The organism is Microbacterium sp. P26 (assembly GCF_023712585.1).
In the GTDB taxonomy this organism is placed as follows: domain Bacteria; phylum Actinomycetota; class Actinomycetes; order Actinomycetales; family Microbacteriaceae; genus Microbacterium; species Microbacterium algihabitans_A.
The window spans coordinates 217958-244200 of sequence record NZ_JAMAXZ010000004.1 but is presented as its reverse complement, the minus strand read 5'-3'; the positions used below and the strand labels follow the sequence as shown (position 1 = coordinate 244200).

Annotated in this window: 21 protein-coding genes and 1 pseudogene; 16 read left to right on the top strand and 6 right to left on the bottom strand. The window is 71.1% G+C overall.

What is annotated here, in order from left to right; translation table 11 throughout:
- Positions 1 to 139 precede the first annotated feature (139 nt).
- A complete protein-coding gene (locus tag M3667_RS10330) occupies positions 140 to 694 on the bottom strand; it encodes a TetR/AcrR family transcriptional regulator C-terminal domain-containing protein (protein ID WP_251507804.1) in 555 nt (184 codons plus the stop codon).
- Between the two features lie 53 nt (positions 695 to 747).
- Here M3667_RS10330 and M3667_RS10325 point away from each other — a divergent pair, with 53 nt between their 5' ends.
- The 3 genes and pseudogenes from M3667_RS10325 to M3667_RS10315 all read left to right on the top strand — a co-directional run bounded on the left by M3667_RS10325 (position 748) and on the right by M3667_RS10315 (position 2631).
- Positions 748 to 1350 (top strand): biotin transporter BioY, encoded by a 603-nt coding sequence (locus tag M3667_RS10325; RefSeq protein ID WP_251507803.1) that lies wholly within the window; start codon positions 748 to 750, stop codon positions 1348 to 1350.
- Positions 1347 to 2032: pseudogene (locus M3667_RS10320) on the top strand (energy-coupling factor ABC transporter ATP-binding protein). Before M3667_RS10325 ends, M3667_RS10320 begins: the two are co-directional and overlap by 4 nt.
- Positions 2026 to 2631 (top strand): energy-coupling factor transporter transmembrane protein EcfT, encoded by a 606-nt coding sequence (locus M3667_RS10315; protein ID WP_251507800.1) that lies wholly within the window; start codon positions 2026 to 2028, stop codon positions 2629 to 2631. The pseudogene M3667_RS10320 and the gene M3667_RS10315 overlap by 7 nt, the downstream one beginning before the upstream one ends.
- Before the next feature lie 530 nt (positions 2632 to 3161).
- Here M3667_RS10315 and cofE read toward each other — a convergent pair.
- Both cofE and M3667_RS10305 read right to left on the bottom strand, forming a co-directional pair.
- The gene (cofE, locus tag M3667_RS10310; RefSeq protein ID WP_251507798.1) at positions 3162 to 3920 is read right to left on the bottom strand and encodes a coenzyme F420-0:L-glutamate ligase; all 759 of its coding nucleotides are present in this window, start codon (positions 3918 to 3920) and stop codon (positions 3162 to 3164) included.
- A gap of 1 nt (position 3921) precedes the next feature.
- The gene (locus M3667_RS10305; protein WP_251507796.1) at positions 3922 to 4428 is read right to left on the bottom strand and encodes a GNAT family N-acetyltransferase; all 507 of its coding nucleotides are present in this window, start codon (positions 4426 to 4428) and stop codon (positions 3922 to 3924) included.
- A gap of 98 nt (positions 4429 to 4526) precedes the next feature.
- Here M3667_RS10305 and M3667_RS10300 point away from each other — a divergent pair, with 98 nt between their 5' ends.
- Complete coding sequence (locus M3667_RS10300) at positions 4527 to 5429, top strand: DUF817 domain-containing protein (protein ID WP_251507794.1); 903 nt, start codon at positions 4527 to 4529, stop codon at positions 5427 to 5429.
- Positions 5430 to 5477: 48 nt separating this feature from the next.
- Positions 5478 to 6038 carry an acyl-CoA thioesterase gene (locus tag M3667_RS10295; RefSeq protein WP_154097675.1) on the top strand — a complete coding sequence of 187 codons (561 nt, stop codon included), beginning with the start codon at positions 5478 to 5480 and terminating at the stop codon, positions 6036 to 6038.
- Positions 6039 to 6047: 9 nt separating this feature from the next.
- Here M3667_RS10295 and M3667_RS10290 read toward each other — a convergent pair whose 3' ends face one another.
- On the bottom strand, positions 6048 to 7025 hold the full coding sequence (locus M3667_RS10290) for an acetylxylan esterase (RefSeq protein WP_144834467.1): 978 nt from the start codon (positions 7023 to 7025) through the stop codon (positions 6048 to 6050).
- 166 nt (positions 7026 to 7191) lie between these two features.
- Here M3667_RS10290 and M3667_RS10285 point away from each other — a divergent pair, with 166 nt between their 5' ends.
- Positions 7192 to 10872, top strand: a complete 3681-nt coding sequence (locus M3667_RS10285) for a proline dehydrogenase family protein (protein WP_251507792.1) — start codon at positions 7192 to 7194, stop codon at positions 10870 to 10872.
- A gap of 184 nt (positions 10873 to 11056) precedes the next feature.
- Here the strand turns inward: M3667_RS10285 and M3667_RS10280 are convergent, their stop codons facing one another.
- Positions 11057 to 13153 (bottom strand): RICIN domain-containing protein, encoded by a 2097-nt coding sequence (locus M3667_RS10280; protein ID WP_251507790.1) that lies wholly within the window; start codon positions 13151 to 13153, stop codon positions 11057 to 11059.
- Between the two features lie 196 nt (positions 13154 to 13349).
- Between M3667_RS10280 and M3667_RS10275 the strand changes: the two genes are divergently transcribed.
- The 6 genes from M3667_RS10275 to M3667_RS10250 all read left to right on the top strand — a co-directional run bounded on the left by M3667_RS10275 (position 13350) and on the right by M3667_RS10250 (position 20461).
- Complete coding sequence (locus M3667_RS10275; protein ID WP_251507788.1) at positions 13350 to 14360, top strand: LacI family DNA-binding transcriptional regulator; 1011 nt, start codon at positions 13350 to 13352, stop codon at positions 14358 to 14360.
- Between the two features lie 136 nt (positions 14361 to 14496).
- Positions 14497 to 15756, top strand: a complete 1260-nt coding sequence (locus M3667_RS10270) for an ABC transporter substrate-binding protein (RefSeq protein ID WP_251507787.1) — start codon at positions 14497 to 14499, stop codon at positions 15754 to 15756.
- Between the two features lie 70 nt (positions 15757 to 15826).
- The gene (locus M3667_RS10265) at positions 15827 to 16789 is read left to right on the top strand and encodes a carbohydrate ABC transporter permease (protein WP_251507785.1); all 963 of its coding nucleotides are present in this window, start codon (positions 15827 to 15829) and stop codon (positions 16787 to 16789) included.
- A complete protein-coding gene (locus M3667_RS10260; RefSeq protein ID WP_251507783.1) occupies positions 16786 to 17679 on the top strand; it encodes a carbohydrate ABC transporter permease in 894 nt (297 codons plus the stop codon). The genes M3667_RS10265 and M3667_RS10260 overlap by 4 nt, the downstream gene beginning before the upstream one ends.
- 11 nt (positions 17680 to 17690) lie before the next feature.
- Positions 17691 to 18947, top strand: a complete 1257-nt coding sequence (locus tag M3667_RS10255) for a family 1 glycosylhydrolase (protein ID WP_251507781.1) — start codon at positions 17691 to 17693, stop codon at positions 18945 to 18947.
- Positions 18944 to 20461 (top strand): alpha-N-arabinofuranosidase, encoded by a 1518-nt coding sequence (locus M3667_RS10250; protein ID WP_251507779.1) that lies wholly within the window; start codon positions 18944 to 18946, stop codon positions 20459 to 20461. The genes M3667_RS10255 and M3667_RS10250 overlap by 4 nt, the downstream gene beginning before the upstream one ends.
- Positions 20462 to 20548: 87 nt before the next feature.
- Here the strand turns inward: M3667_RS10250 and M3667_RS10245 are convergent, their stop codons facing one another.
- On the bottom strand, positions 20549 to 21130 hold the full coding sequence (locus tag M3667_RS10245) for an acireductone dioxygenase (RefSeq protein ID WP_144834480.1): 582 nt from the start codon (positions 21128 to 21130) through the stop codon (positions 20549 to 20551).
- A 214-nt stretch (positions 21131 to 21344) separates the two neighbouring features.
- Here M3667_RS10245 and M3667_RS10240 point away from each other — a divergent pair, with 214 nt between their 5' ends.
- From M3667_RS10240 to mtnK, 4 genes are read left to right on the top strand one after another with little or no spacing between them, the layout of a single operon-like run.
- Positions 21345 to 22439: a substrate-binding domain-containing protein gene (locus M3667_RS10240; RefSeq protein WP_251507776.1), complete on the top strand. Its 1095-nt coding sequence runs from the start codon at positions 21345 to 21347 to the stop codon at positions 22437 to 22439.
- Positions 22436 to 23995: a sugar ABC transporter ATP-binding protein gene (locus M3667_RS10235; protein WP_251507774.1), complete on the top strand. Its 1560-nt coding sequence runs from the start codon at positions 22436 to 22438 to the stop codon at positions 23993 to 23995. The genes M3667_RS10240 and M3667_RS10235 overlap by 4 nt, the downstream gene beginning before the upstream one ends.
- Complete coding sequence (locus M3667_RS10230; RefSeq protein WP_230705298.1) at positions 23992 to 25044, top strand: ABC transporter permease; 1053 nt, start codon at positions 23992 to 23994, stop codon at positions 25042 to 25044. Before M3667_RS10235 ends, M3667_RS10230 begins: the two co-directional genes overlap by 4 nt.
- Positions 25041 to 26237 (top strand): S-methyl-5-thioribose kinase, encoded by a 1197-nt coding sequence (gene mtnK, locus M3667_RS10225; protein WP_251507772.1) that lies wholly within the window; start codon positions 25041 to 25043, stop codon positions 26235 to 26237. Before M3667_RS10230 ends, mtnK begins: the two co-directional genes overlap by 4 nt.
- Positions 26238 to 26243 lie beyond the last annotated feature (6 nt).

The window sequence follows — 26243 nt, the reverse complement described above, 5'->3', positions numbered from 1 at the left end:
GCGTTGCGCGGGATCACGTCACATCTCGAGTCATTTCGCCGAACGCGGGTGATCTCGTCGCCGCGCTCGCGGCCCTTGCCGTGACCACCACGGCGCGGGCGACACCGCGCCGGCACCCCGCCGACGCAGCGGAGGCGCGTCAGACGCGTCCGCGCGCTCGCAACCCCGCGGCGATGAGCTCGAGCCCCGAGGCGAAGTCGTCGTCGGCGAGCCCGCCCGCGGCACCCTCGCGAGCCCCTGCGCTGTCGTACTGCAGGCGCTGCTGCTCGTGCCACACGAAGCCGAGCACGTAGTGCAGCACGGTGGTGGCGACGCGGCGGGCGGTCTCGTCGTCGAACCCGCCGGCGAACACGGCCGCCGCGAGTCGGTCGTGCGCCAACGTCGAGCCGAGACCCATCGCCAGGGTGCTCGAGACCACTTCGGCTCCGTCGCGGTAGGCCAGGAGGGCCTCGCGCAGGGCGCGGGCTTCGGCCACGAGGTCGACGGAGGGTCCGGATGCCATGCGCCCGACGATCCGATCGGAGAGACCGGCGAGCAGCGTCTGCTTGTTCGGGAAGTGCCAGTACAGCGCACTCGGCTGCACCTCGAGAGCGGCGGCGAGTCGACGCATCGTGAGGTCGGGGAGTCCATGCTCGTCGAGGATCCGCAATGCGGTGAGGGCGACGTCGTCGGCGGAGTGTCCACGGGGAGCCATGGCGTGAGTATAGTGAACGCCGTTCACGTGAACACTGTTCAGGAAGGCTCCCCATGACTCGTACCCTCGACGCCACCGACCTCGCCCGCGTCGCCGTCTTCGCCGCTGTCATCGCCGTACTGGGCCTGCCCGGCAGCTTCCCGGTGTTCGGCGGCGTGCCGATCACGGCGCAGACCCTGGGCGTGATGCTCACCGGGGCCGTGCTCGGGCCGTGGCTCGGTGCGCTGTCGGTGACCGTGCTGCTGGCCCTCGTCGCCGTGGGGCTGCCGCTGCTCGCCGGAGGCCGCGGCGGGTTCGGCGTCTTCGTCGGGCCGACCGCCGGCTACGCGCTGGGGTGGATCCTGGGTGCCGCGGTCGTCGGTCTCATCGTGCACGCGGGCGGTCGTCGCCCGGTCGTCTGGCGCACCGCCCTGGCCATGATCGCCGGGGGAGTGCTGGTGATCTACGCGATCGGCATCCCGGTGCAGAGTCTCGTGACGCGCCTGCCACTCGGCGAGACGGCGCTGTCGAGCCTCGTCTTCGTGCCGGGAGATCTGCTCAAGGCCGCCGTCGCGACCGCTGTCGTGACGACCCTCGTGCGCGCCTACCCGCGCGGATTCCGCCGGACGTGGCGGGTCGCGACGCCCGATCGCGGTCGGGCCGGCGTCGCGGCGTGAGCACGATCCGCTGCGAGGGGCTGGGCGTCCGCCTCGGCGGGCGCGAGGTGCTACGCGAGGTGTCGCTCGACCTGTCGGCGCGCACGATCGCCCTGATCGGCGACAACGGCTCGGGCAAGTCGACGCTCGCCCGCGTGCTCGCGGGGCTCGTACGGCGCACGGGCGGAGACCTGCGCGTGCTCGGATGCGACCCCGATCACGATCCCGCCGCGCTCCGCTCGAAGGTCGCGCTGGTGCTCAGCAACCCCGACGCCCAGATCATGATGCCCACCGTCTCCGAAGACGTCGCGCTGTCGCTGCGCGCGGCACGTCTCCCGCGGGTCGAACGTGACGCTCGCGTCGAGGCGGCCCTCGCGCGCTTCGGACTCGACGGGCTGGGCGACCGCCCCGCTCATGATCTGTCGGGTGCCAGAAGCAGATGCTCGCCCTCTGCGGCGCCTTCGTGCGCGAGCCCGCGCTGGTGATCGCCGACGAGCCGACCGCGTTCCTCGACGGGCGCAACGCGCGCCGCGTCGCCGATCACCTGCTCGCCGTCACCGGGCACGCGCTCGTGCTCGTCACGCACGACCTCGCCCTGGCCCGACGCTGCGAGAGCGCGGTGCTGATCGCGGACGGTCGGGTCGCGGCATCCGGAATCTCGTCCGAGGTCGTCGACGCCTACGAGGGAGCGCTGGCGTGCTGAGCCTGTACGTCCCCGCGACGGGGTGGCTGCACCGGATGCCGGCGGGTCCGAAGCTCGCAATCCTCGCGCTGGTCGCCGTGGCGGTGGCGGCGCTGCCGTCGACGTGGGTCACGGTGATGGTGCTGTCGCTGCCGGTCGTGCTGTATGCCGGGAGCGGCATGGGGGTCGGTCGGGGCTTGCGCGTCCTGGCCGAGGCGGTGTGGGGCCTGCGTTGGGTCATCGTCGTCACGGCCGCCGGTCAGCTGATCTTCCTCGGCCCCGAACCCGCGGTGGCGAACACCAGTCGTGTCGGGGCAGCGCTGCTGATCGCGGGTCTCGTGCCGGTGAGCATGCCGGTCTCGTCGCTGCTCGACGCCCTCGAGCGGGGACTCGCTCCTCTCGCGCGGTTCGGCGTCGACCCGGGCCGCGCCGCGCTGCTGCTGACGCTGACGATCACCACGATCCCCGTGCTCGCGCGGCTCGCCGCCGAGGTGCGAGATGCCCAGCGGGCGCGGGGGCTGCGTCCGTCGCTGCGGCGTGGAGCGTTGCCGCTGCTGGTGTCGGCCCTGCGTCACGCCGATGACCTCGGCGAGGGCCTCGCGGCTCGCGGCATCCGCTGAGCTCCCCGGCCCAGGCGGCCCGACACGGGAGCATGTCCCACTTTCGGCTGCTTCGAGGGGTTCCAGCCAGCCAATACTGGGACACGGTCTGCGCATATCGGGACATGGCCCCGTCCGCTCGGCCCGCGGTGGGGAGGCGTTCGTGGCATCCGCTGAGCTCCCCGGCCCAGGCGGCCCGACACGGGAGCATGTCCCACTTCGGCTGCTTCGAGGGGCTCCAGCCAGCCAATACTGGGACACGGTCTGCGCATATCGGGACATGGCCCCGTCCGTCCGGCCCGCGGTGGGGAGGCGTTCGTGGCATCCGCTGAGCTCCCCGGCCCAGGCGGCCCGACACGGGAGTATGTCCCACTTTCGGCTGCCTCGAAGGGTTCCAGCCAGCCGATACTGGGACACGGTCTGCGCATATCGGGACATGACCCCGTCCGTCCGGCCCTCGGTGGCCAGGCGCCCCGCAGCCTGACGCGCGGCGTCAGCCCGACGCGCGAGGTCAGCCCGCGAGGCCAGCCGGCGCGCTCAGCCCGACGCGCTCAGCCCGCGGCGTCTCGTCCGGCGGCGAATCCCTCGGCGTACGCCTCGTCGGCGCCCTGGCGGAACATGTCGCGCACCGGATCGCGCACGATCGAGCGCGCACCGGGCAGGTCGAGGTCGCCCACGAGGTCGGCGCGCCCGCGCACGATCGCGACGGGGCGGCGAGCGGCCTTGCCCTTGACCAGGTCGGTGGCGGCGGCGATCTCGTCGGCGACGCACGGCAAAGTCACCACGAGGGGGCGGCCCTCGGCATCCGTCGTCCCGCGGAGGTCTTCGAACACGTGGACGCCGCCGGCGCCGATCGCGTGATCGGTCTGGCCCTCGCGCCACGCACGTCCGAGCGTGTCGGTGACGATCACGCCCACGTGCGCCCCGGTCGCCGCGCGCAGTCCGGTCGCGAGGGCGCGGGCCGAGGCGTCGGGGTCGACCGGCAGCAGCAGCACCGTGCCCTCGGGGGTGTTGCTCGCATCGACGCCGGCCGCGGCCGACACGATGCCGAGCGGGTTCTCGACGATGCGCGTCACGTGCCCGGTGGGGGAGGTGCGCGAGGCCACGAGGCGCACGGTCTCGCGCGTGATGGCGTCTTCCCGGTCGTCGGCGCGGATGATGCGCCCCTCGGCCTTCGACACGACCTTGCTGGTGACCACGACGATGTCGCCGTCGCGCAGGGGGTCGCCGACGGCATCGAGGATCACCTGGACAAGGTCATCGCCCGGGGTGATCTCGGGGATGCCGTCGAGGGCCCAGATCTGCAGCACGTCAGCGAACGAAGCGCACCTCGGTGAGCTCCTCACCGAGGAACGGCTCGGTGTGCGAGGCGCCGTCGAGCGTGAATCCGTTGCGCTGGTAGAACCGGTGCGCGCGCGGGTTGTCGTCGGCGACCCAGAGGTACAGGCCCTCGCCCTCTTCGACGGCGGCGTCGAACAGGCGCTGGCCGATCCCGGTGCCGTGGTAGGCGTCGAGCAGGTAGATGAAGTACAGCTCGCGCTCGCGCGGGGCGTCGTCATCGCGCGCGGGGCCGGAGCCCACGAACCCGACGATCTCGCCGTTCACGAGGGCGGCGTACATGCGGTAGTCCTCGCCCTGAGCGGCCCAGTGGGTCCAGAGCTCGGCCATGCGACGAGGCGACACGGCCTCGAGGGCGGCGGTGCTGATGAGGTGGTCGTAGGTCTCGTGCCAGCAGGTGGCGTGCACGCGGCCCAGGGCCTCGGCATCCACGTCGCGCACCGGACGGACGACGATGTCGGCTCGGATTTCCGCAGTCATGGCGCGACTCTACGCGCGGCATCCGTCCAGGGTGAAATCGACCGCCGGAGCCCGTCTCGTGCGGTACAAGCGGCACTTTGTCAGACGTGCGTGCCAGCATGACCGCCGTGTCGGAACGCCCCCGGTTGACCTCCGTCGAGGCGCGTCTCGACGCCCTCGCGAACCGTCTGCTCGCGACCGCTCCGGCCCTGGGTGCCCGAGCGCGTCTGGTCGAGTTCGCCGTCTTCGTGCTCAAGCAGGCGTGGGCGTGCGTGTTCGGCGCCGCGTTCCTGGCCGTGGTGCTCGCGGCGAAGCTCTGGTACCCGGATGACGCGCCGCTGGCGCGCAACGACGCCCTCACGATCGCGGCCGTCCTGATCCAGGTCGTCATGGTGCTCGGACGTCTCGAGACCCTGCGCGAGCTGCGCGTGATCGTCACGTTCCACGTCGTCGGGACGCTGATGGAACTCTTCAAGACCGACGTCGGGTCGTGGATGTACGCGGCCGACGGCGTGCTGCGCCTCGGCGGGGTGCGGCTGTACAGCGGGTTCATGTATGCGGCGGTCGGCAGCTATATGGTGCGCGTGTACCGCCTGTTCGACCTCCGCTTCACGCGTTACCCGCGCAGGTGGATCACGGCGGTCGTCGCCGTGGCGATCTACGCCAACTTCTTCACCCACCACTGGATCGTCGATCTGCGCTGGGTGCTGATCCTCGCCGTCGTCGTGTTGTGGGGTCGCACGATGATGCATTTCCGCTTCTTCCGCGGGCGGTTCCGGATGCCGATCCTCCTGGCCTTCGCGGGGGTGGCGGTGTTCATCTGGCTGGCCGAGAACATCGCGACTTACGCCGGAGCCTGGCTGTACCCGTCGCAGGTCGGGGAGTGGCATCCGGTCGACGTATCGAAGCTCTCGTCGTGGTTCCTGCTCATGATCGTGTCGGTCGTGCTCGTGACCTGGGTCTACCCGCCGCGGGAACCGCAGAGATCTGTACGGGGCGTGGACCGGGCACTTGTGGACTGAGCACAAGGCAATCGTCGATCCGTGGTCGGATCGCTACGCTCGCCCCTCGTGAACGTCCTCTGGCGCACCCTGCTGGTGCTCGCTCGTGCTCGCCGTCGCCTCCGTCGCGAAGGCCCCATCGACCCCAGCACGGTGACGCGCATGCGCATCCGCGTGCTGCCCACCGACATCGATCTGCTGCGCCACATGAACAACGGGCGCTACCTGTCGCTGTTCGACCTCGGGCGGTGGGACCTGCTGACGCGATCGGGACTCGTCGAGGCGATGACGAAGCAGGGCTGGTACGCCGTGGTCGCCGCTGAGACGATCACCTTCCGTCGCTCGCTCGAGCTCGGTCAGCGCTTCGACCTCGAGACGCGCATGATCGGCCACGACGACCGCGCGGTGTACCTCGAGCACCGCGCCCTCGTGCGCGGCGAGATCTACGCCCGCGCGATCATCCGGGCGCGGATCCTGCGCCGAACCGGTGGCACCGTGCCGCACGACGAGCTCTTCGCCGCCGTGGGTCGGCCCGAGGGTCTTCCTGACATCGAGTCGTGGGTGCACGACTGGGCCGCGGGCTCCGCCCTGCCGTCGACGAAGCGCCCGGCGCCCAGCGTCTGGGAGTGAGCCCGCGGCTCAGCGCCCGAAGCGGGCGTCGAGCCAGGCCACCTGCTTCATCCAGTGGCGGTAGCCGCCACCCTCGTGCCCGTTGTAGGCGTACTCCTCGAGGGCGGCGTCGTCGGATGCCAGGGCGTGGAAGGCCGCGAAGACGCCCGACGGCAGCACGATGTCGTCCATGAGGGCGACCGAGAACAGCGCGGGCGCGGTGATGCGCCGGGCGAGGATCGCGCCGTCGACGTACGACAGCGTGCGCAGCACGTCGGCCGCGGCGTCGCGGTGCACGGACAGGTAGCGCGTGATCTCGGTGAACGGTGCCGACGGCGTGCGCTGGATGGCGCTCGGGAAGTCCGACAGGAACGGCACGTCGGGCATGACGGCCGCCACCGCGTCGCCGGCCAGCGCTGCGGCGGCGATCGCGAGCCCGCCGCCCTGGCTGCCGCCGGTGACGGCGATGCGCGTGGGATCGACCCCGGCGAACGTGCGCACCTCGTCGACCAGGCGCACCGCGTCGGTGTATAGCCGGCGGTAGTAGTAGTCGTGCGGGTCGCGGATGCCGCGGGTCATGACGCCCGGGAAGGCGGCGGCCGATCCGTGCGGGTCGGGGGTCTCGCCCACGCTCCACGTCGAGCCCTGCCCGCGGGTGTCCATGATCACGTGCACGTAGCCGGCGGCGGCCCAGGCGGTCTTCTCGCCGGGCAGGCCGCGGCCCCCGCCGTAGCCGATGAACTCCACGACCGCGGGGAGAACCTCGTCGCCGTGCGGGCGCACGACCCAGCCGCGGATCTCGTTGCCCGCATAGCCCGTGAACGTCAGGTCCTGCACCCGCAGCGCGCGCAGCGGGCCGTCGACGTCGACCAGCGTGCTCGGTCGGGCGGCGGCGCGGGCCTCGGCGAGGGTCTCGTCCCAGAACGCGTCGAGGTCGTCGGGCGCGGTGAGCTCGGGGCGGTAGGCGCGCAGGAGCTCGAGGGGCATGTCGGTGAGGGTGTGAGCCATGGCGGATCCTTCGTCGGTGCGGGGACGGGACGACAGTAGCGAAGCCGTGCCGATCGCGGGCGGCCCGGGGTCGCGGAGCGTCACGCGGATGCCGTCTGCACGGTCGTTCCGCCGCCGCTCGGCGGGCCGCCGGGCCAGCGCGCGCGGCGTGCTTAGGCTGTCGATCATGAGCCCCGTCGACCCGCCCGCCACCGGTCCCGCGCTCTCGTCCGACCTCGCCTCGCGGGCCGCGACACGCGCAGCCGCCCTCGTGCCCCGCGCCGGGGCCACCGACCCCGCGACGGCGCGTTTCGTCGCCTCTGCGGTCGACGGCGTGCTGCGTCCCGAGAGCACGACGGCCGCCGCCTCCGCTCTGCACCGGCTCGCCGCCGACATCCCCGCCGAGCTGCCGTGGTTCGTGCGCGGAGCCGTGCACCTCGGCGGAGCCGTGGCCCCCGTGCTCCCCGCCCCGGCCGTTCCCCTCGCGCGCCGTGCGCTGCGCGACCTGCTCGCCGGCCTCGCCCTCGACGCGCGCCCCGAGCGTCTGGGTGCCGGCCTGGCGGGTCTCGCCGCCGACGGAACCTCGGTCGAGGTGCGCCTGGTCGGGCCCGCCGTGCTCGGTGAACAGTCCGCGCGGCGCCGGCTCGACGGCATCCGTTCGCTCGTGCAGCGCGACGACGTGAGCCGGGTGTCGCTGTCGGTCGCCGACGCCGTGGCGAACCCGTCGCCGTGGGCGTTCGACGCCGACGTCGAGCACGCGGCCGAACGGCTGCTGCCCTTGTTCCTCGATGCCGCCGCCGCCGACACGCACGTCACGCTCGTGGTCGAGGGGCGGAGCGACCTCGACCTCGCCGTCGCCGTGCTGACCCGCGTGCTCGAGGAGCCGCGCCTGAGCGGCCTGCGCGCGGGCATCCGCCTGCCGATCGCCGTGCCCGAGAGCCTCGCGGCCGTCGGCGAACTCGCCGCCTGGGCGCGCGTGCGCGTCAGCGCCGGGGGAGCGCCGCTCACCGTGCGGCTGAGCGACGCGGTGATCGAGACGACGGATGCCGTGGACGCCGCCCGCCACGGGTGGCTCGCCCCGGCCGTCACCGCCCGCGACGCCGTCGACGCCCAGCTGGTGCGCGCCCTGCGGGAAGCCCTGACCGACCGAGGCCGCGAGGGGCTCTCGCTCGAGATCGCCACCGTCGACCCCGAGCGCGCCGCGCTGGCGCTCGCCCTCGTCGACGAGGCCGGAGCGGACGCCCTTCTGGTACTGCCCGCAGCGGCATCGTGGGCTCCCGACGCCCCGCACGTGGTCGCCGTCGCCGCGGCCCACCCCGACGACCTCGACGACGTCGCCGCTCGCCTGGCCCGCGCGCACGTCGAGGCCGTCACCGCCGCGCCCGCCCTTCCCTCGGCGGTGCCCGCGGCCTCCCTCGCCGCGGACGGCGTCGACGAGATCGACCCGCCCGAGACGCGGGGTGTCGCTGCGCGCGCCCTTCGCGCGCTCGCCGCGGCCGCCGATCCGGCCCCGCCCGCCCGAGCGCCGCAGCGCGACCTCGCGGAGGAGCAGGCGATCCTGCGCGAACGCGCTGCCGACGACGCGGAAGAGGCCGGGCTGACGCAGGCGGTGCTCGGCATCGCCCGTGAGGCCGCGGCATCCGGGGACACCTCCGCCCTGGGCCCCGACGTGCAGCAGATGCTCTTCGGCGGGCAGGCCTTCGTCGACACCGCGGTGTTCTCGGCGCGCGAGAGCGCGGAGCTCGCCGGGGGAGCCCCCGGGTTCCGCAACGTCGCCGACACCGATCCGGGCGTCGCCGCCGATCGCGACTGGGCGCTCGCGGTGCTCGATCGCGTCGCCGGCTCCACCGCCGGAGACGCCACCGCCGCCGCCGGCCGCATCGACGACGAAGCCGGACTCGACGCCGTGATCGCCCGGGTCGCCGAGGCCGCCGAACAGTGGGGTGCGCTCGCCGCCGCGGAGCGCGCCGTCGTCATCGGCGGGGCCGCGCGCACGCTGGCACAGCGCCGAGCAGAACTGATCGAGGTGCTCGCCGCAGAGAGCGGTGCCCTCGTGGGCGAGGCCGACGCCGAGGTGAGCCAGGCGGTCGACGCCGCCGCCTACGCCGCGGCGACGGCGAAAGAACTCGACCGGGTGCCCGGCGCCGTCTTCGTGCCCGACCGCGTCACCGTCGTGGCTCCGCGCTGGAACTCCTCGGTCGGCCTCTGCGCCGCCGAGACCCTCGCCGCCCTCGTCGCAGGCTCCGGAGTGCTGCTGACGCCGTCGCCCCGCGCCCGCCGCGCCGGCGCGGTCGTGGCCGAAGCCCTGTGGGCCGCCGGGGTTCCCCGCGACCTGCTCGCCTTCGTCGACCTGAACGAAGACGCCTCGGGCCGGGCGCTCGTCGTGCACCCGGGCATCGACCGGGTGCTGCTCGCGGGAGCCCGCACGACCGCCGAGCGCTTCGCGACGTGGCGGCCCGACCTGCCGATGCAGGCGCTGACCGCCGGCCGCAACGCCACGATCGTCGCGCCCTCGGCCGACATCGACCAGGCCGTCGCCGACATCGTCGCGGGCGCCTTCACCCGTGCGGGGCAGGCGGCGACCGCGACCTCGCTGGTGATCCTCGTCGGAGCCGTCGCACGCTCGACGCGCTTCGCCGACCAGCTGCGCGACGCCGTGCTGTCGCTGCGGGTGGGGCCCGCCGACGACCCGCTGTCGGACGTCGGTCCGCTCGTCGAGGAGCCGAGTGGCGAGGTGCGCCGCGCGCTCACGGTGCTCGGCGACGGCGAGCACTGGCTCGTCGAGCCGCGCGAACTCGACCTCGGCCCCGAGACCGCCGGACGCTTCTGGTCGCCCGGCGTGCGCACGGGCGTGACCGCCGGATCGCACCTCACCCGCGCCGCCGTGGCCGCCCCGGTGCTCGGCGTGCTGCACGCGCCCACCGTCACCCGCGCGATCGAGCTGCAGAACGCGATCGGCTCGGGCTTCGTCGCCGGACTGCATACCCGCGACACCGCCGACCTCGAACTGTGGCTCGACACCGTCGAGGCGGCCGTGCTGCGCGTGAACCGACCGTCGACCGGTGCCGTCGTGCAGCGCGAGCCGATCGGCGGCTGGGGGGCGTCGACCGTCGGCGGTGGCGCGATGTCGGGCGGGCCCAACCGGCTCATGACCCTCGGTTCGTGGCGGCCCTCGTCGGGTGGGGCGGCGTCGTCGACCCTGCACCTGCGCGGGCTCGACAGCCGCATCACGGGCCTGATCGAAGCCGCGCAGCCCTCGCTGTCGTACGAGGCGTTCGACTGGCTGCGCCGCGGAGCGCTGAGCGACGCCGTCGCCTGGGACCGCGAGTACGGACGCGTGCGCGACGTCTCGCGCCTCGGCGTCGAGCGGAACCTCCGCCGCTACCGCCCGACCGACGTCGCGATCCGCGCCACGGCCGACGCCGCGTGGCAGGCCGTGCTGCGCGTGCTCGTGGCCGCGGTGCGATCGGGCTCGACCTACAGCCTGAGCACCCCGGTCGGGCTCCCTGCGGCGGTGCGGCACCTGCTCGGCGACAGCGGCGTGCCCGTGTCGGTCGAGAGCGACGAGGAGTGGCTGCAACGTCTGTCGGGTGTGGTTCCGGATGCCGCGGAGGGCGAGCCCCTCGAGAGCTTCCAGGCCGCGCCGCGCCCGTCGCGCGTGCGGCTGGTCGGCCCGGCGTCGACGATGGCGGCCGTGCGCTCCGCCGTCGCCGAGGCGGTGGGTCCCGACGTCTCATTGACCCTGTACACCGACGAGGTGACCACGGCGGGCCGCCTGGAGCTGCTGCCCTTCCTGCGCGAGCAGGCGGTCTCGATCGGGGCGTTCCGCTTCGGCCGCCCCGACCCGTGGAGCGCCGAGGTCATCTGAGGCGGCGCCTCCTGAACCCGACGGTTCGAGCGGGCGACGACATCCTCACCCCGCATCCCGTCGTGCTGCGGTGCGCTCGTTCTCGCGGGCTTCGCGCGAGTCTTCCCGGGTGTCCTGGGCGCTCGATCTGCCGGGTTCGGGCCCGCCCGGCGCGCGACGGCGCAGACCGAGCGGGCCCGGGCCGTTACTGAATGCCCTCACGCACGAGACGCCACTGCTGGCACGTGAGACCGTTGGCCGTCCATTGCTGGGCGATGGCGCCATCGGCCGTGGAACAGCCATCGATCTCGAGCATCTTTCCGCTGTTCGCATTCGCGAAGGTCCACCAGCCGTTGCTGGTCGAGGCGTTCCAGTTCTGCGTCGCGTTGCCGGTGGGGCCCCATTGCGCGGCGTCGACGCCGTCGCCGGTCGCCGCTCCCGGGATCTCGAGCAGTTTGCCGCTGTTCACATTCACGAGCTGCGTGGCGACTCCGGTGGGACGCAGTGCCCATCGTTGCGTGGCGTTCTCGGTCGGACCCCACTGGCCCACGGCCGCGCCGTCGGCGAGGGAAGCTGACGCGACCTCGAGGAGCTTCCCGCTGTTGCGGTTCACGACCTGGAACTGCGGGTCGAGCGCGCTCGAGCGCCACACGTGCAGCGTGTCGATCTCTGCGAAGCCCGTGGCCTTGGCGAACCGGACGGTGTTGACTCCGGCATTGAGGGTCACGGTCTTCTGCGCCCACGCGTAGCGACCCCAGTCGACGGTCGCGGGGTACGAGATCGCCGAACTGGTCCCGCCGTTGACGCTGACGCCATGGGTGGAGGTACTGCCACTGCCGTTGTCGTACCGGACGTTCAGCGTGTACGACCCCGCAGCGGGGACGCGGACGGTGAACTGCACCGAACTCCCCGCGTTGTTGATGTTGCCGACCTTGCGACCATTCGACGCCTGCACGTGCGTCACGATCGTCGCGTCCGTGATCGTCGCCTTCTCGGCCTCGTACTGCTGGGCATCGACCGGGATCGATCCGACGCGGATGTCATTGAGCCCGGTTGCGGTGTTCTCGACGTTGGTCGCCTGATAGAGCGTGCGTCCGTCGGCGCCGACGTCGAGGCCCTGGGCGAAGCCGCTGAAATTGCCCCCCTGCGTGTCGCTCGCGTCGTACGTGACGGGCATGGGGAGGCGCTCCCAGGCTCCAGCGCCGAGGTTGTAATTGACGTAAAGGTTCTGACCGCCGTCGATGGCGCCCGACGAGGTCAGCGACCACTTGGAGGCCACGATGACCATGCCCTTCGGGCCGCCGCCCGGCACCCACTTCACATATGGCGACGAGCCGATGCCGCGGCCGTCGGCGAGCCGGATCGGCGTGCCGATGCTGGTCGTGTCGCCCCAGTTGAGCCCATCTTGGGAGGTCTTGAAGTAGACCGGCGCAGTGTTCTGCGACTGGCTTGGGCGGTTCACGACCTCGAAAGTGGCGAGGTAACGCCCGTCAGGGAGCTTGGTGACGGTGATCATTCCGGGGCGGTCGCTGTGGTTCGGCGGTGCCGACACGTTGGACAACGCACCCCACGTCTGGCCGCCGTCAGTGGAACGACGATAGGACACAGCCTGGAGGACACCAGACGCCTTCTGTCGCTCGTCGGAGTAGTACGCGACGAGACCGCCGCCGCCGTCGATCGCGAAGGAGGGCTCCCAAACGGTGGTCGTCGTCGAGGAAGGGCTGGGGTCGTACACGGCGGGGCCGCCGGAGTCGATCATGCTCAGGAACGACCAGGTGACGCCTCGATCCGCGCTCTTGTAGACGACCAGTCGGCTGCTCGAGCGGTCCTCTGGCATGATCATGCCGGTCAGAAGGAGCGTTCCCGCGGGGAGCGGGCCGGATGCCTGGGGGAGCTCGTAGAGGAACGGTTGCGCGGTGCGCGTGTATCCGGGAAAGGTGCTGATCGGGTCGACATCGGCGATCTTCGTCCACGACGATCCTTCGTCGGTGCTTCGATAGATCGGATAGACCTGTCGCCCGTTCTGAAGGACGAGCTTGTCGAAGGTGACGAGTTGCGTGCCGTTGTTCGCCCCGTTGTTCTTCAGGACGACGATTTTCGCGTAGGTCGTGCCGGCGGGGGTGCCGCCCTCCGGATTGAAGGACGAACCTGCCGGGGGTGAGTAAACGACCGAGCCGTTGCCGGTCGTCACCGCCGAGGCCGGGCCTGCGGCGGCGATCCCGCCGACGGCGAGGACCGCGGCGGTCAGCACCGCGGCGAGAGGACGCGATCGTCGTCGCGCGGGGGAAGAAGGATGTGGCATGTTTCGTGCTCCTCTGGGTGGAGGCGGCTGCCGGTGCGCGCCCGCGTCGGCGCAGCGACCCGCTCGGTGCGGATGGAGTCTCGACCGCGCTACTACAACGTTGTAGAGACGGGACGACCGTAAATGGCGGCGAGCTTCGCCGTCGAGGCTCGCTTGTGCAACGTTGTAGAGTCTCGACCAGAACAAGGGGGATGCCATGACTGCGACGCTGCACGACGTGGCCCGCGCGGCCGGTGTGTCGATCAAGACGGTGTCGAACGTGATCAACAACTATCCGCACGTGCGCGTGACCACACGCGAGCGGGTGGAAGCGGCCATCCATGAGCTGCAATATCGCCCCAATCAGGCGGCGCGTAGCCTGCGCTCGGGTCGTGCTGACATGATCGGGCTCATCGTCCCCGACCTGCGCAACCCCTACTTCGCCGAGCTGGCCGACGACGTGATGCGGGCGGCGCGAGCGCGCGGTTTTTCGGTGCTCATCGAGCAATTCGACGCCGATCGCGAGAGCGAGCTCGCCGCACTGCGGGGCGCGCGCCGTCGGGGACTCGATGGCGTGCTGTACTCGGTGCTGTCGCTCGGCGAAGACGACGCGGAGCTGCTCGACGAGGTCGGCATGCCCATGGTGTTGCTGGGGGAGCGCATCTTCCACTCCGCCCACGACCACGTGACGATGCGCAACACCGAGGCGGCGCAGGCGGCGACCGCGCACCTGCTGCGGGGCGGCCGGAGCCGCATCGTGGCCCTGGGCTCGCACCCGGGCGAGGTCGTCGGCTCGGCCGGCCTGCGTCTGCGCGGGTATGAGGCGGCGATCGAGGCCGCAGGGTTGACCGTCGACCCCGCGCTCGTCGTGCCCGTGGACCGGTGGCATCGCATCGACGGCGCCGAGGCGATGCGCGCCGTGCTCGATGCCGGGCTCGCCTTCGACGGGGTCGTGGCCTTCAACGACTCGATCGCCTTGGGGGCGATGCGCGTGATGCTCGAGCGCGGAGTGACGATCCCCGACGACGTCGCGCTGATCGGCTTCGACGATCTGGACGAGACGCGGTACTCGCTGCCGGCTCTGACGACGATCGACCCCGGCCGTTCCGAGATCGCGCGGGTCGCGGTCGATCTGCTCGTGGACCGCATCGTCGGCGACGAGGGTGATGCGCCGCGGGAGATCCTTACCGAGTTCCGGCTGGTCGAGAGGGAATCGACGTCGCGCTGAGAACTCGCGCTTGACATCGCCCGACGGTCGGGTGATCATCCATTTACAACGTTTACCTCCATCGTTGTAAATCAGCTCGCACCAGCCTCGGCACCCGAGCCGAAACGACGACGCAGTCACATGAAAGGCATCGAAGATGATGAAGCGCGCACTCCCCGCCCTTGCGACGGCGGGGGCCGTCGCACTCCTGCTGGCAGGTTGCTCAGGCTCGTCCGCCCCCGCCTCCGACGGCCCCGCCGAGATCACGTTCTGGCACGGCTATACCGAAGCCGACGGCAAGGTCCTCGACCAGATCGTCGCCGACTTCAACGCCTCGCAGCAGAAGTACAAGATCACCACCGAGACCAAGACCTGGGCGGTCATCGACGACACCCTGTTGCCGGCGCTGAGCTCTAAAGAAGGCCCGCAGATCGTCGCCATGCCCGCCGAGCGCATGCCGGTCTACGCCGACCGCGGCGCCTTCGCCGATCTGAGCGATTTCTACGCCTCGTCCGACAGCAACACTGCCGACCTCGTTCCGCAGGCGGTCGACATGGTGAAGGTCGGCGGGACCCCGTATGGCGTTCCCACCGGTTTCGTTCCGCTGGCCATGTTCTACAACAAAGCCCTCTTCTCGGCCGCCGGGATCACGGAGGCCCCCCCGACGTGGGACGCCTGGGTCGCCGACGCCAAGAAGCTCACGGTCGACGAGAACGGCGACGGCACACCCGAGCAGTACGGCGTCGCGATCCCCGACCACGCGACCGTGGCGAACGGCCTGTGGCCGAGCCTTCTGCTCAGCGGTGGGGGTCAGATCGTCAACGACGACAAGGCGGTCATCGATTCGCCCGAAAACGCCAAGACCATTCAGTACTGGACGGACGCGATCACGAAGGACAAGATCTCTCCCACCGGGCTCGACGGAATCGCCGCCGACCAGTTGTTCAGCTCGGGCAAGGCCGCCATGCACGTGGGCGGCCCCTGGATGGCCTCGATCGCCAAGGACAACAACATCGACTACGGCATCGCTGCGATCCCGGCCGGTCCCGCCGAGCAGGCCGCCTCGGCGATCGGTGTTGCGATGGGGGTCACCGAGTCGGCTGACGACGCCCAACGTGCGGGAGCCGAGGCGTTCTTCTCCTACTTCTTCCAGAAGGACGTGGCGACGAAGTGGTCGCTGGCGTCGGGGTGGCCCCCGCTGCGCACCGACATCCCGCTCAGCGACGTCTCGTCCAACCCCGTCGTGGCCGCCCTCAGCGAGATCGCGCCCACGGGTCGGGCGCTGCTGCCGGGCGTGGTCAACAGCACCGACGTCATCTCCGACATCGACGAGCTCACCCAGAAGGCCGTCGCGGGCGGGAACGTCGACGAGCTGCTCTCGACGGCGCAGACGAAGATCCAGCAGGCCATCGAGTGACCAACGCACGGGAGGGGTGCCCGCGTCGCCCCTCCCGTGTCCTCACCTCCGCTTCTCGAACAGGACGACCATGACCACTCACGCCCCGAGCGCGCCGCCCCGTCGGCGCGGGGCCTACCGGCCGCCGGCCCCGATCGGCGGTCGCGGACCCCTCCGGCACAGCCCCCGCCGGCGTCTCACCGTCGTCGCCTTCCTGACCCCCGCGATCGTCATCCTCACGGTCTTCGTCGCGTGGCCGATGATCTCGGCGCTGCGACTGTCGTTCACGGATGCCAGCGGCTTCGGCCGCGAGAAGTTCGTCGGTCTCGAGAACTACGTTCGCGTGTTCACCGACGAGGACATCCTGCGGGCGATGGGCAACACCGCGCTGTACGCGCTGCTGTTCACCCCGATCGCGATCGCCCTCGCGCTGGGCTTCGCGCTTCTGCTGAACAACCCTCTGCTGCCGCTGCGGGGCGTCTTCCGCACCGCGCTCTTCACCCCGTTCATCGTTTCTCTCGCGGTGGCCGCCTTCGCCTGGTCGTACCTGCTCGACCCCCAGATCGGACTGCTGAACTACTGGCTCCGAGGTCTCGGCATCCAACTCGGCAATGTGCTGCAAGACCCGACCCTCGCCATGCCGGCCGTCGTGCTGGTGGCGGTGTGGAAGAGCTTCGGCTTCTACATGGTCATCTTCCTCGCCGGTCTGCAGGACATCCCGACGAGCCTCTACGAGGCCGCCCGCGTCGATGGAGCGAGCGCGGGGCAGCGCTTCCGCAGCATCACCTTCCCGATGCTCGGGAACACGATGGGCTTCGTCGTCATCGTCGCGCTCATCGCGGCTCTCCAAGCCTTCGACCAGATCTACGTGATGACCGGCGGTGGCCCCTACGGCAGCACGCAGACGATCGTCATGGAGATCTACCAGTCGGGCTTCCGCAAGCTCGAGCTCGGTTTCGCCTCCGCACTGTCCTACGTGCTCTTGCTCACCACTCTGGTGCTGAGCCTCACCCAGTTCCTCTTCTTCTCGCGTCGAGAGAAGGATGCCGCATGACCGCCCTCGCCCCCTCGCCCGCAGTCACGGCATCCGAAGCCCCCTCCCGGCGGGTCTCGCCGCAGCAACGTCGCCGCCGCCTGGTCTCCGCGCTGCTGCTGGTGGTGGTGGCCGCGTCGACGCTGGCCTTGATGCTGCCGATCCTGATCATCGTGTTCACGGCCTTCAAGCCCGTGGCGGAGGTGAACGCCTACCCGCCGACGTTGCTGCCGGGCGCCTGGACGCTCGACAACTTCACGCGCATCTTCACCGAGCTGCCGTTCGCGCGGCTCATCGCGAACAGCTTCGTCTTCGCCGGCGGGGTCACCGCCTTCGCGCTGGTGTTCGATTCGCTCGCCGCCTATGCGCTGGCGCGGCTCGACTTCCGCGGCAACAAGATCCTGCTCATCGCGATCATCGCGAGCCTCATGATCCCGTTCCAGGCGACGCTCATCCCCATCTACCAGCTCGTGTCCGACCTCGGATGGGTGAACTCCTATGCGGGACTCATCGCGCCGCGCGCAGCCGACGCCTTCGGCATCTTCTTCCTGCGTCAGTTCTTCCTGTCGCTGCCGCGCGATCTCGACAACGCCGCACGAATCGACGGCGCGGGCGAACTGCGGATCTTCGGCAGCATCGTGTTGCCCAACGCCGTCCCCGCGTTGCTGACCCTGGGCATCTTCACCTTCGTCAACAACTGGAACGACCTGCTCTGGCCGCTGGTGTTCACCACCGACGCCGAGATGGGGACGGTCACCTCAGGGCTGACACTGCTGACGGGCCCGGGCGGCATCATCCCCCAGGGGGTCATGATGGCCGGCTCGCTCATCGCGTTGCTGCCCCTGGCCATCCTGTTCCTGCTGATCCAGAGGCGTTTCGTCGAGAGCGTCGGAACGTCGGGACTGAAATGAGAGAGCGACGGATGCCGAGCACGCCCTGGTACCGCGATGGACGCCTGCACTTCGGAGCGGGGATCGAGAACACCTTCGTGCCGCAGGAACGGCCCGGGGAGCGCGCGATCGACGAGTACGCCCTCACCGAGCACTACGACCGGTGGAGCGACGACCTCGATCTGGCGGTCTCGGTGGACGCCGAGTTCCTCCGCTGGGGGATCCCCTGGCACGTGGTCTCTCCCGAGCCCGGCCGGTGGGACTGGTCGTGGACCGATCGGGTGCTCGACGGTTTCGCCGAACGGGGACTCCGCCCCATCGTCGACCTGCTGCACTACGGGACTCCCACCTGGGTCGAGGGAGAGTTCACCCACCCCGACTACCCACGGTTCGTCGCCGAGTACGCCCAGCGCGCGGCTGAGCGTTACCGCGATCTCGCCACCGACTACACCCCGGTCAACGAGCCGATGCTGCACGCCCTGTTCAGCGGCGAGTACGCCTACTGGCCGCCGTACCGCGCCGGCACACGGGGCCTGGTCGAGGTCTCGACGGCGATCGCACGCGGCTTCGTGCTCACTCAGAAGGCTGTCGCGGGGGTGCTCGGCGAGGCTGCGACTTTCGTGCACGTCGATGCATCGATGCGGTACGCGGGAGACATCGATGCGCCCGAGCACCGCGACACCGCTCACCGCTACGCGCACCAGGCCTTCCTCGTCGAAGACCTGGTCACCGGTCGCGTCGGCCAGGACCACCCGCTGCTGCCCGTCCTCCGCGACAACGGCATGGCCGACGAGACCCTCGCCTGGTTCGCCGAGAACGCCGTGCAGCCCGACGTCATGGGGGTGAACTACTACCCACGGCACTCCACAGAGCTGTTCGAGACCGGCGTGCACCACTCGGGCGGCTTCGCCGATCCGCGCCCGACGCGCGACGACGGTGTGGGCGGCCTCACCGAGATGCTGCGCACGTACGCCGCGCGCTACGGGGCTCCGGTGATGCTCGCCGAAACCTGCGTGACCGACGACGTCGAGACGCGGCTGGACTGGCTCGATGCCTCGGTCGCGGCCGTGGAGGGCCTTCGCTCCGACGGCGTCGACGTCGTCGGGTACACGTGGTGGCCCCTGTTCGACATGTACGAGTGGACCTACCGGCACAGCGACCTGCCGCGATCCGCACACCTTCTCACCATGGGTCTGCACGACCTCGTGGAGACCCCCGACGGGCTCGCGCGCCGCCGCAACCCCGTCGCCGACCGATTCGCCGCACACGCATCCCGAGGAGCACGATGACCACCGCCCGACTCACCGTCGACCCCCGCTTCCCGATCGGGGCCGTGCGCCGCCGCTTGTTCGGTGGGTTCGTCGAGCACCTCGGCCGCCACGTCTACGACGGCATCTACGAACCCGGTCATGCCGAAGCCGACGAGCAGGGGTTCCGCCGCGACGTGCTCGAGCTCGTCCGCGAGCTCGGCGTCTCGATGATCCGTTACCCCGGTGGCAACTTCGTCTCGGGTTTCCGCTGGGAGGACAGCGTCGGTCCGCGCGAGCAGCGCCCCCGCCGTCTCGACCTCGCGTGGCACTCGACGGAGACGAACGAGGTGGGCCTGCACGAGTTCGCCGACTGGCTCGACAAGGCGGGCAGCGAGCTCATGCTGGCCGTCAACCTCGGCACCCGCGGCGTTCTCGAGGCGCTCGACCTGCTCGAGTACAGCAACGTTCCCGCCGGCACTGCGCTGTCGCAGCAGCGCATCGACAACGGCCGCGCCGAGCCGTTCGACGTGCGTGTCTGGTGCCTCGGCAATGAGATGGACGGACCGTGGCAGCTCGGCCACCGCTCCGCCGACGACTACGGCAAGCTCGCGGCGCAGACCGCCAAGGGCATGCGGCAGATGGACCCCTCGATCGAACTCGTCGTGTGCGGGTCGTCGGGGGCCGCGATGCCCACGTTCGGCGAGTGGGAGCGCGAGGTGCTCACCCACACCTACGACGACGTCGACATGATCTCGTGCCACGCCTACTACCAGGAGCACGACGGCGACATCGACTCGTTCCTCGCCTCGGCCGTCGACATGGACCGCTTCATCGAGGCGGTGGTCGCGACGGCCGACCACGTCGGAGCCGTTCGCGGGAGCGACAAGAAGATCGACATCTCGTTCGACGAGTGGAACATCTGGTACCAGACCCGTTTTCACGACGTCGATCAGCTCTCCGGGATCGACAACTGGCCGGTCGCCCCGCGTCTGCTCGAAGACGTGTACTCGGCGGTGGACGCCGTCGTGTTCGGCAGCCTCCTGATCTCGCTGCTCACGCACGCCGACCGCGTGGCATCCGCCTCTCTCGCCCAGCTGGTCAACGTGATCGCGCCGATCATGACCGAACCGGGCGGGCCCGCGTGGCGGCAGACGACGTTCTTCCCCTTCGCGATCACATCGCGCCTCGCGCAGGGCGACGCGGTTCGTCTGCGGGTCGAGGCGCCCACGATCGACACGGCGAAGCACGGCACGGTGTCGGCGGTGGATGCCGTGGCGACGCATGACGCCGAGACGGGCGCGAGCGCGATCTTCCTCGTGCATCGTGGTCGCGGCGACGCGGTCGAGCTCGCGATCGACGTCAGCGGCCTGGGCGAGGTCGAGGTCACGGAGGCCCACGTGCTGCACGACGACGACCCCTACGCCCGCAACACGCTCGACGACCCCGAGCGGGTGGGACCGTCGACGCTCGAGACGCGCCTCGCCGACGGCATCCTGCACGTCACGCTCCCGCCCATCGCGTGGGCGGCATTGGCGCTGCGCCGCGTCGGCTGACGCCCCGCACGCAGCGACGCCCGTCGCCCGCACACATCCCGACGGGATCTGCGGGCGACGGGCGTCGTGGCGAGGAGCGGCCTCGCGTCAGACCAGCTGCGCGCGGCGCGCGGAGAGCTGGTCGAAGCTCGCGAACGACTCCGCGATGGGGCTGCCGGTGAAGTGGCCGACCCAACCGTCGTCGTCGTGGAAGAAGCGCACGCTGACGTAGTGGGGCGAGGTGCCCATGTCGAACCAGTGCGTGGTGTTGGCCGGCACCGAGATGAGGTCGCCCGCCTCGCAGTACACCGCGTGCACCTTTTCGTTCGCGTGCAGGTAGAACACGCCCGCGCCCTTCGCGAAGTAACGGTCCTCGTCGTCGTCGTGCTTGTGCTCCGACAGGAACTTCTCGCGGAACGGCGTCTTGACCTCGTCGTAGTCCGCCTGCGCGGGGTCGAGGGCGACGACGTCGACGAGGGTGTAGCCCTCGCGCTGCTTCACCTCGTCGATCTCGCCCTGGTACAGCGCGAGCACCTCGTCCTGCGAGGCGCCCGGGGCGACGTCTTTGACCTCCCAGCGCGAGAAGCGCGCACCGAGACCGGCGAGCGCCTCGCGGATCTCGGCCTCATCGGTGGTCTCGAGCACGGGTGTGCTCGGGTCGGTCTCTTTCCAGACGGTCAGGAGCGTCACGGCTCCTCCTCTCGACGCGATATGAGCGGAATGACTCGATTGTGTCGCCGATCCGCACCGAATGCCCACTCCCGAGGCGCGATCCGCCCCGTCGGTGTAACAAAGTGCAACCTCGACTAACCGGCCGATCGCGCCTGCTGCTTGACTGCTCGACGGCCGCCCGGACCCGCCCGCGACGCGCCCCCACCCCCGCTCCCTCGACGAAGGGGACCCCGTGTCCATTCGATCCCACCGCTGGGCGACGCTCGTCGCGACCGCCGGCATCGCCGCTCTCGCCCTGACCGGCTGCGCGCAGCAGAACACCTCGGCCCCGGCGGCATCCGCTGCCCCCGTGCAGAAGCTCGCCGACCTGCCCGCGCCCTTCGACGGGGCGCCGCTGAAGGTCGCGCTCGTGCAGCAGTCGGGCGCCGGCGACTACTTCACCGCGTGGACCGCCGGCGCCAAGGCGCAGGCGACCGCCGCCAACATCGACCTGACCGTCTTCGACGCGCGCAACGACAACGCCAAGCAGGCCTCCGACCTCGAGCAGGCGATCGCCTCGAAGCCCGACGCGATCATCGTCGACCATGGTCAGACGGACACGATCGAACCGGGAGTGCACGAAGCGGTGGATGCCGGCATCCCGGTCATCATCTACGACCTCGCCCTGAAGGACACCGGTGGCGTCATCGTGACCTCGCAGTCCGACGCGTCGATGGCGCAGGGCGTGCTCGACCAGATGATCGCCGACGTGGGCGACGGCGCGAAGGTGGGCCTGGCGAGCACCGACGGCTTCGCCCCGCTGGAGCGCCGCAAGAAGGTGTGGGACGAGGTCGTCTCGGAGCACGGTCTCGACCAGCTCTTCTTCACCGGCAAGGTCACCGAGTCGACCGCGACCGACAACATCCCGCTCATCGATGCGGCGCTGAAGTCGAATCCCGGCGTGCAGGCGATCTTCGCCCCCTACGACGAGATCACCAAGGGCGTCGTGCAGGCGGTGCAGCAGAACAACCTGCAGGACAAGGTGAAGGTCTACGGCATCGACATCTCGAACGCCGACATCGAGGTCATGACCGCCGACGGCAGCCCCTGGGTCGCCACGAGCGCGACCGACCCCTCCGCCGTGGGTGCGGCCGTCGTGCGCGCCCTCGCGCTGAAGCTCGCCGGTCAGCTCGACGAGACGAGCGTGCAGTTCCCCGCCGTCACGATCACCCGCGACTTCCTGCTCGAGAAGGACATCACCAACGTCGCGCAGCTGCGCGAGGCCGAGCCGTCGCTGCTGCTGGGCGACACCGTGGTGGCCGACTGGCTGCCCGCGGTCTCGGGATGACCGAAGCCCTCCACGACGCCGCTCGGACGCACGACACCTCGGTCGTGCGCCTGAGCGGCGTCGGCGTGCGCTTCGGCACCAATCAGGTGCTGCGCGGCGTCTCGCTCGCCCTCCAGCCCGGCAGCATCACGGCGCTGCTCGGCACGAACGGGGCGGGCAAATCCACCCTCATCGGCGCCGTCTCGGGAGCGAACGCGGGGTACACGGGCGACATCGCCGTCGGGGGAGAGGTGCTGCGGCTCTCGTCTCCCGCGCGCGCTCGCCGCGCCGGCATCGAGACGGTGCACCAGCGCATCGCCGACGGCATCGTTCCGGGACTGAGCGTCGCCGACAACCTCGCGCTCACCGACCTCGCCACCGGCGGGCACCGTCTCGTGCGTCGGGCCGAGGCGGAGCGGATCGCCCGGGCGGCCCTCGAACGCCTGGGGCTGTCGTGGTCGGATGAGGTCTTGAGGGCGGATGCCGCCCGCTTGGGCACCTCCGACGCCCAGCTGCTCGTGCTCGCCCGCGCCCTGCGCTCGACTCCGCGACTGCTCATCCTCGACGAGCCCACCTCGGCGCTCACCGCCGCCGAGGCCGACCGCCTGTTCGCAGTGCTGCGGACGCTGCGCGACGAGGGCCTGTCGATCCTGTTCGTCAGTCATCGCTTCGGTGAGATCGAGCGTCTCGCCGACCGCATCGTGGTGCTGCGCGACGGCCGGCTCGAACTCGACGCCGCGCGGCCCTTCGACTGGCACGCGGCGCTGGAGGCCATGCTCGGCGTCCCCACCGAACTGCAGCAGCACATCACCGAGCCGCTCCCCGCGACCGGCGAGGTGCTCGCGGTCGAGGGAGTCGCTCTGCTCCCCGGCAGCGACCCGCTCAGCCTCTCGGTCGCGGGAGGCCAGGTCACCGGCATCCTGGGCCTGCTCGGAGCGGGCAAGACCGAACTCGCCGAGGTCATCGCGGGGGTGCGTCCCGCGAGCGGCGCGCGCCTCGTGCTCGACGGAGAGGCCTACCGACCGACCTCGCCCGCGGCCGCGATCGCCGCCGGCGTGGTGCTCGTGCCCGAGGACCGGCAGCGCCAGGGCATCCAGCCCGGCTGGTCGATCGCGCACACGGTCGGCCTGCCCGTGCTGCGCGCCCTGTCGCGCGCGGGCGTCATGGCCACGCGCCGCGAGCACGCCGCCGCCGACGAGGTGATCGATGCCTACGGGGTGGTCGCGCCCTCGGTCGACGCGCGCGTCGACGACCTGTCGGGCGGCAACCAGCAGAAGGTCGTCGTCGGCCGGTGGTTGCGCACCGGTCCGCGGGTCGCCGTGCTCGACGAGCCGTTCCGCGGCGTCGACATCGGCGCGCGCCGCCGCATCGGCGACGCCGCCCGCGCGCGGGCCGCCGAGGGCGCCGCCGTCGTCGTGCTCTCGAGCGACGTCGATGAAGTGCTCGACGTCGCCGACCGCATCGTCGTGCTCGTCTCGGGACGCATCGTGCTCGACACCCCCGCCGGAACCCTCGACCGCGCGCGCATCGTCGCCGCCCTGCTCGACGACCCCGGCCACCGGAAGGAAATCGCATGACCAGCGTGTCCACCGCCGCCCCCGTGCGCGCGGGCCTCGGCTCCCGCGCGATCGACGCCGTCGCCAAGTGGGGCTTCGTCGCCGTCACGGTGCTTCTCATCGTGTTCTTCGCCCTCACCGAGCCGGCGTTCGCGACCCCCGAGAACGTGTTCGGGATGCTGAAGTACATCGCCCCGATCGGCATCGCGGGTCTCGGGGTGACCCTGGCGATGACCGTGGGCGGCCTCGACCTCTCGGTCGGCGCCAACGCCGGGTTCGCCGTGTCGATCGCCGCGTGGACCCTCGTCATCGCCGGTCAGGTCGGCGGGATCGCCGTGGGCGTCGTGCTCGTCTCGGGAGCGCTTATCGGCGCGGTCAACGCCGCGCTGATCGTGTTCGCGCGCATCCCCGACCTGCTCGCGACCCTCGCCACGATGTTCACCGTCGTGGGGCTCAAGCTCATCATCGTCGACGGCAAATCGATCTCGTCGCAGATGACCCTCGACGACGGCACCACCGCTCCGGGCAGGTTCACGCCCGACTTCCTGTGGTTCGACCGCGGCGCGATCGGCCCGGTCTCGGTGCCCGTGCTGCTGTTCCTCGGCCTCACGATCGTGCTGTGGTTCGTGCTCGACCGCACGCGGTGGGGCCGCGCGCTCGCCGCGGTGGGCTCGAACCCCGAGGCCGCCCGGCTCGCCGGCATCCGGGTCCGTGCCTATCGCGCCGCGGCCTACATCGGCTGCGGCATCCTGGCCTCGATCGCCGGTCTCGTGCTGGCCGCCCGCATCGGTCAGGGCGACGTCTCGGCCGGCAACAGCCTGCTGCTCGACGCCGTGGCCGTCTCGCTCGTGGGGGTGTCGGTGCTCGGTATCGGTCGCCCCAACGCGTGGGGCACGGCCCTCGGCGCGGTGCTGATCGCCGTGATGGTCACGGGGTTCTCGATGATGGGGCTGCCGTACTACATCCAAGACTTCGGCAAGGGAGTCGTGCTGCTGGTCGCCCTGCTGTTCAGCTTCACGTTCCGCCGTCGCAAGACCACCATCGTCGCCGGGAGCACCACCGCATCATGACCCTCGTCACCGATCAGCTGACCAGCGGCACCGTCGCCGCCTACCTCGCCGCCCGCCCGCACCTCGCGGGGCCGGTCGATCCGGCATCCATCGTCTCGGTCGACGAGGTCGGCGACGGCAACCTGAACCTCGTCTTCATCGTGAAGGATGCCGCCGGCAACGGCGTGGTCGTCAAGCAGTCGCTACCGCACGTGCGCGTCGACCCGACCTGGCCGCTCACCCGCGAGCGCGCGGCCCGCGAAGCCGTCGTGCTCGGCGCGCACGAGCGCATCGACCCCGCGCACGTGCCCGGGTTCTACGGCTTCGACGCCGAGAACCTCGCCCTCTCGATCGAAGACCTCAGCGACCACTCCGTGTGGCGCGGAGAGCTCAATGCCGGTCGCCTGCACCCCTATGCCGCGGCGCACCTCGGCGAGTACGTGGGCGCCGTCGGCTTCGCCACCAGCGTCTTCGGCACGCCGGGGCCCGAGCGACGTCGTCGCATCGCCGAGGCGACCAACCCCGAGCTCAGCGAGATCACCGAAGACCTCGTCTTCACCGAGCCCTACGTCGACCACGAGCACAACGGCTGGCTCGACGCGAACGCCGACGACGTGCGCGAGCTGCGCGCCGATCGCGCGTTCGTGCGCGAGATGGGCCTGGCCAAGCAGCGCTTCCAGGAGAGCACGCAGAGCCTCATGCACGGCGACCTTCACACCGGGTCGGTGTTCGTGCGGGCCGAGGGCGAGTCGGTGCGGGCGTTCGACTCCGAGTTCGGCACCTACGGCCCGACCGGCTTCGACCTGGGTGCCGTGTGGGCGAACCTCGTGATCGCCGCCGCCCGCGCCCACGTGCTCGGCCGCACCGCCGACGCCGAGACCCTGCTGCGCCTGCCCGTGCAGCTGGTCGACGCGTTCGAGGCGGAGTTCCGCCGGCGCTGGCCCGACCGGGTCGACCCGCGCGTATACGGCGACGAGGTGCTCGACCACACGCTCGCGCAGGTGCGGTCGGATGCCGCGGTGTACGGCGCCGCGAAGGCCGTGCGCCGCATCGTGGGGTTTTCGAAGGTCGCCGACATCCTCACGCTGCCCGCGCCCGAGCAGGCGGAGGCCGCCCGGCTCGTGCTGCTCGCCGCGCGCCGACTCGGCACCGCGCGGTTGGACGACAGTGACCCGCGCACGCTCACCGCGCTGACGGTGGAGCTGCTGGGCTGAGGCGGG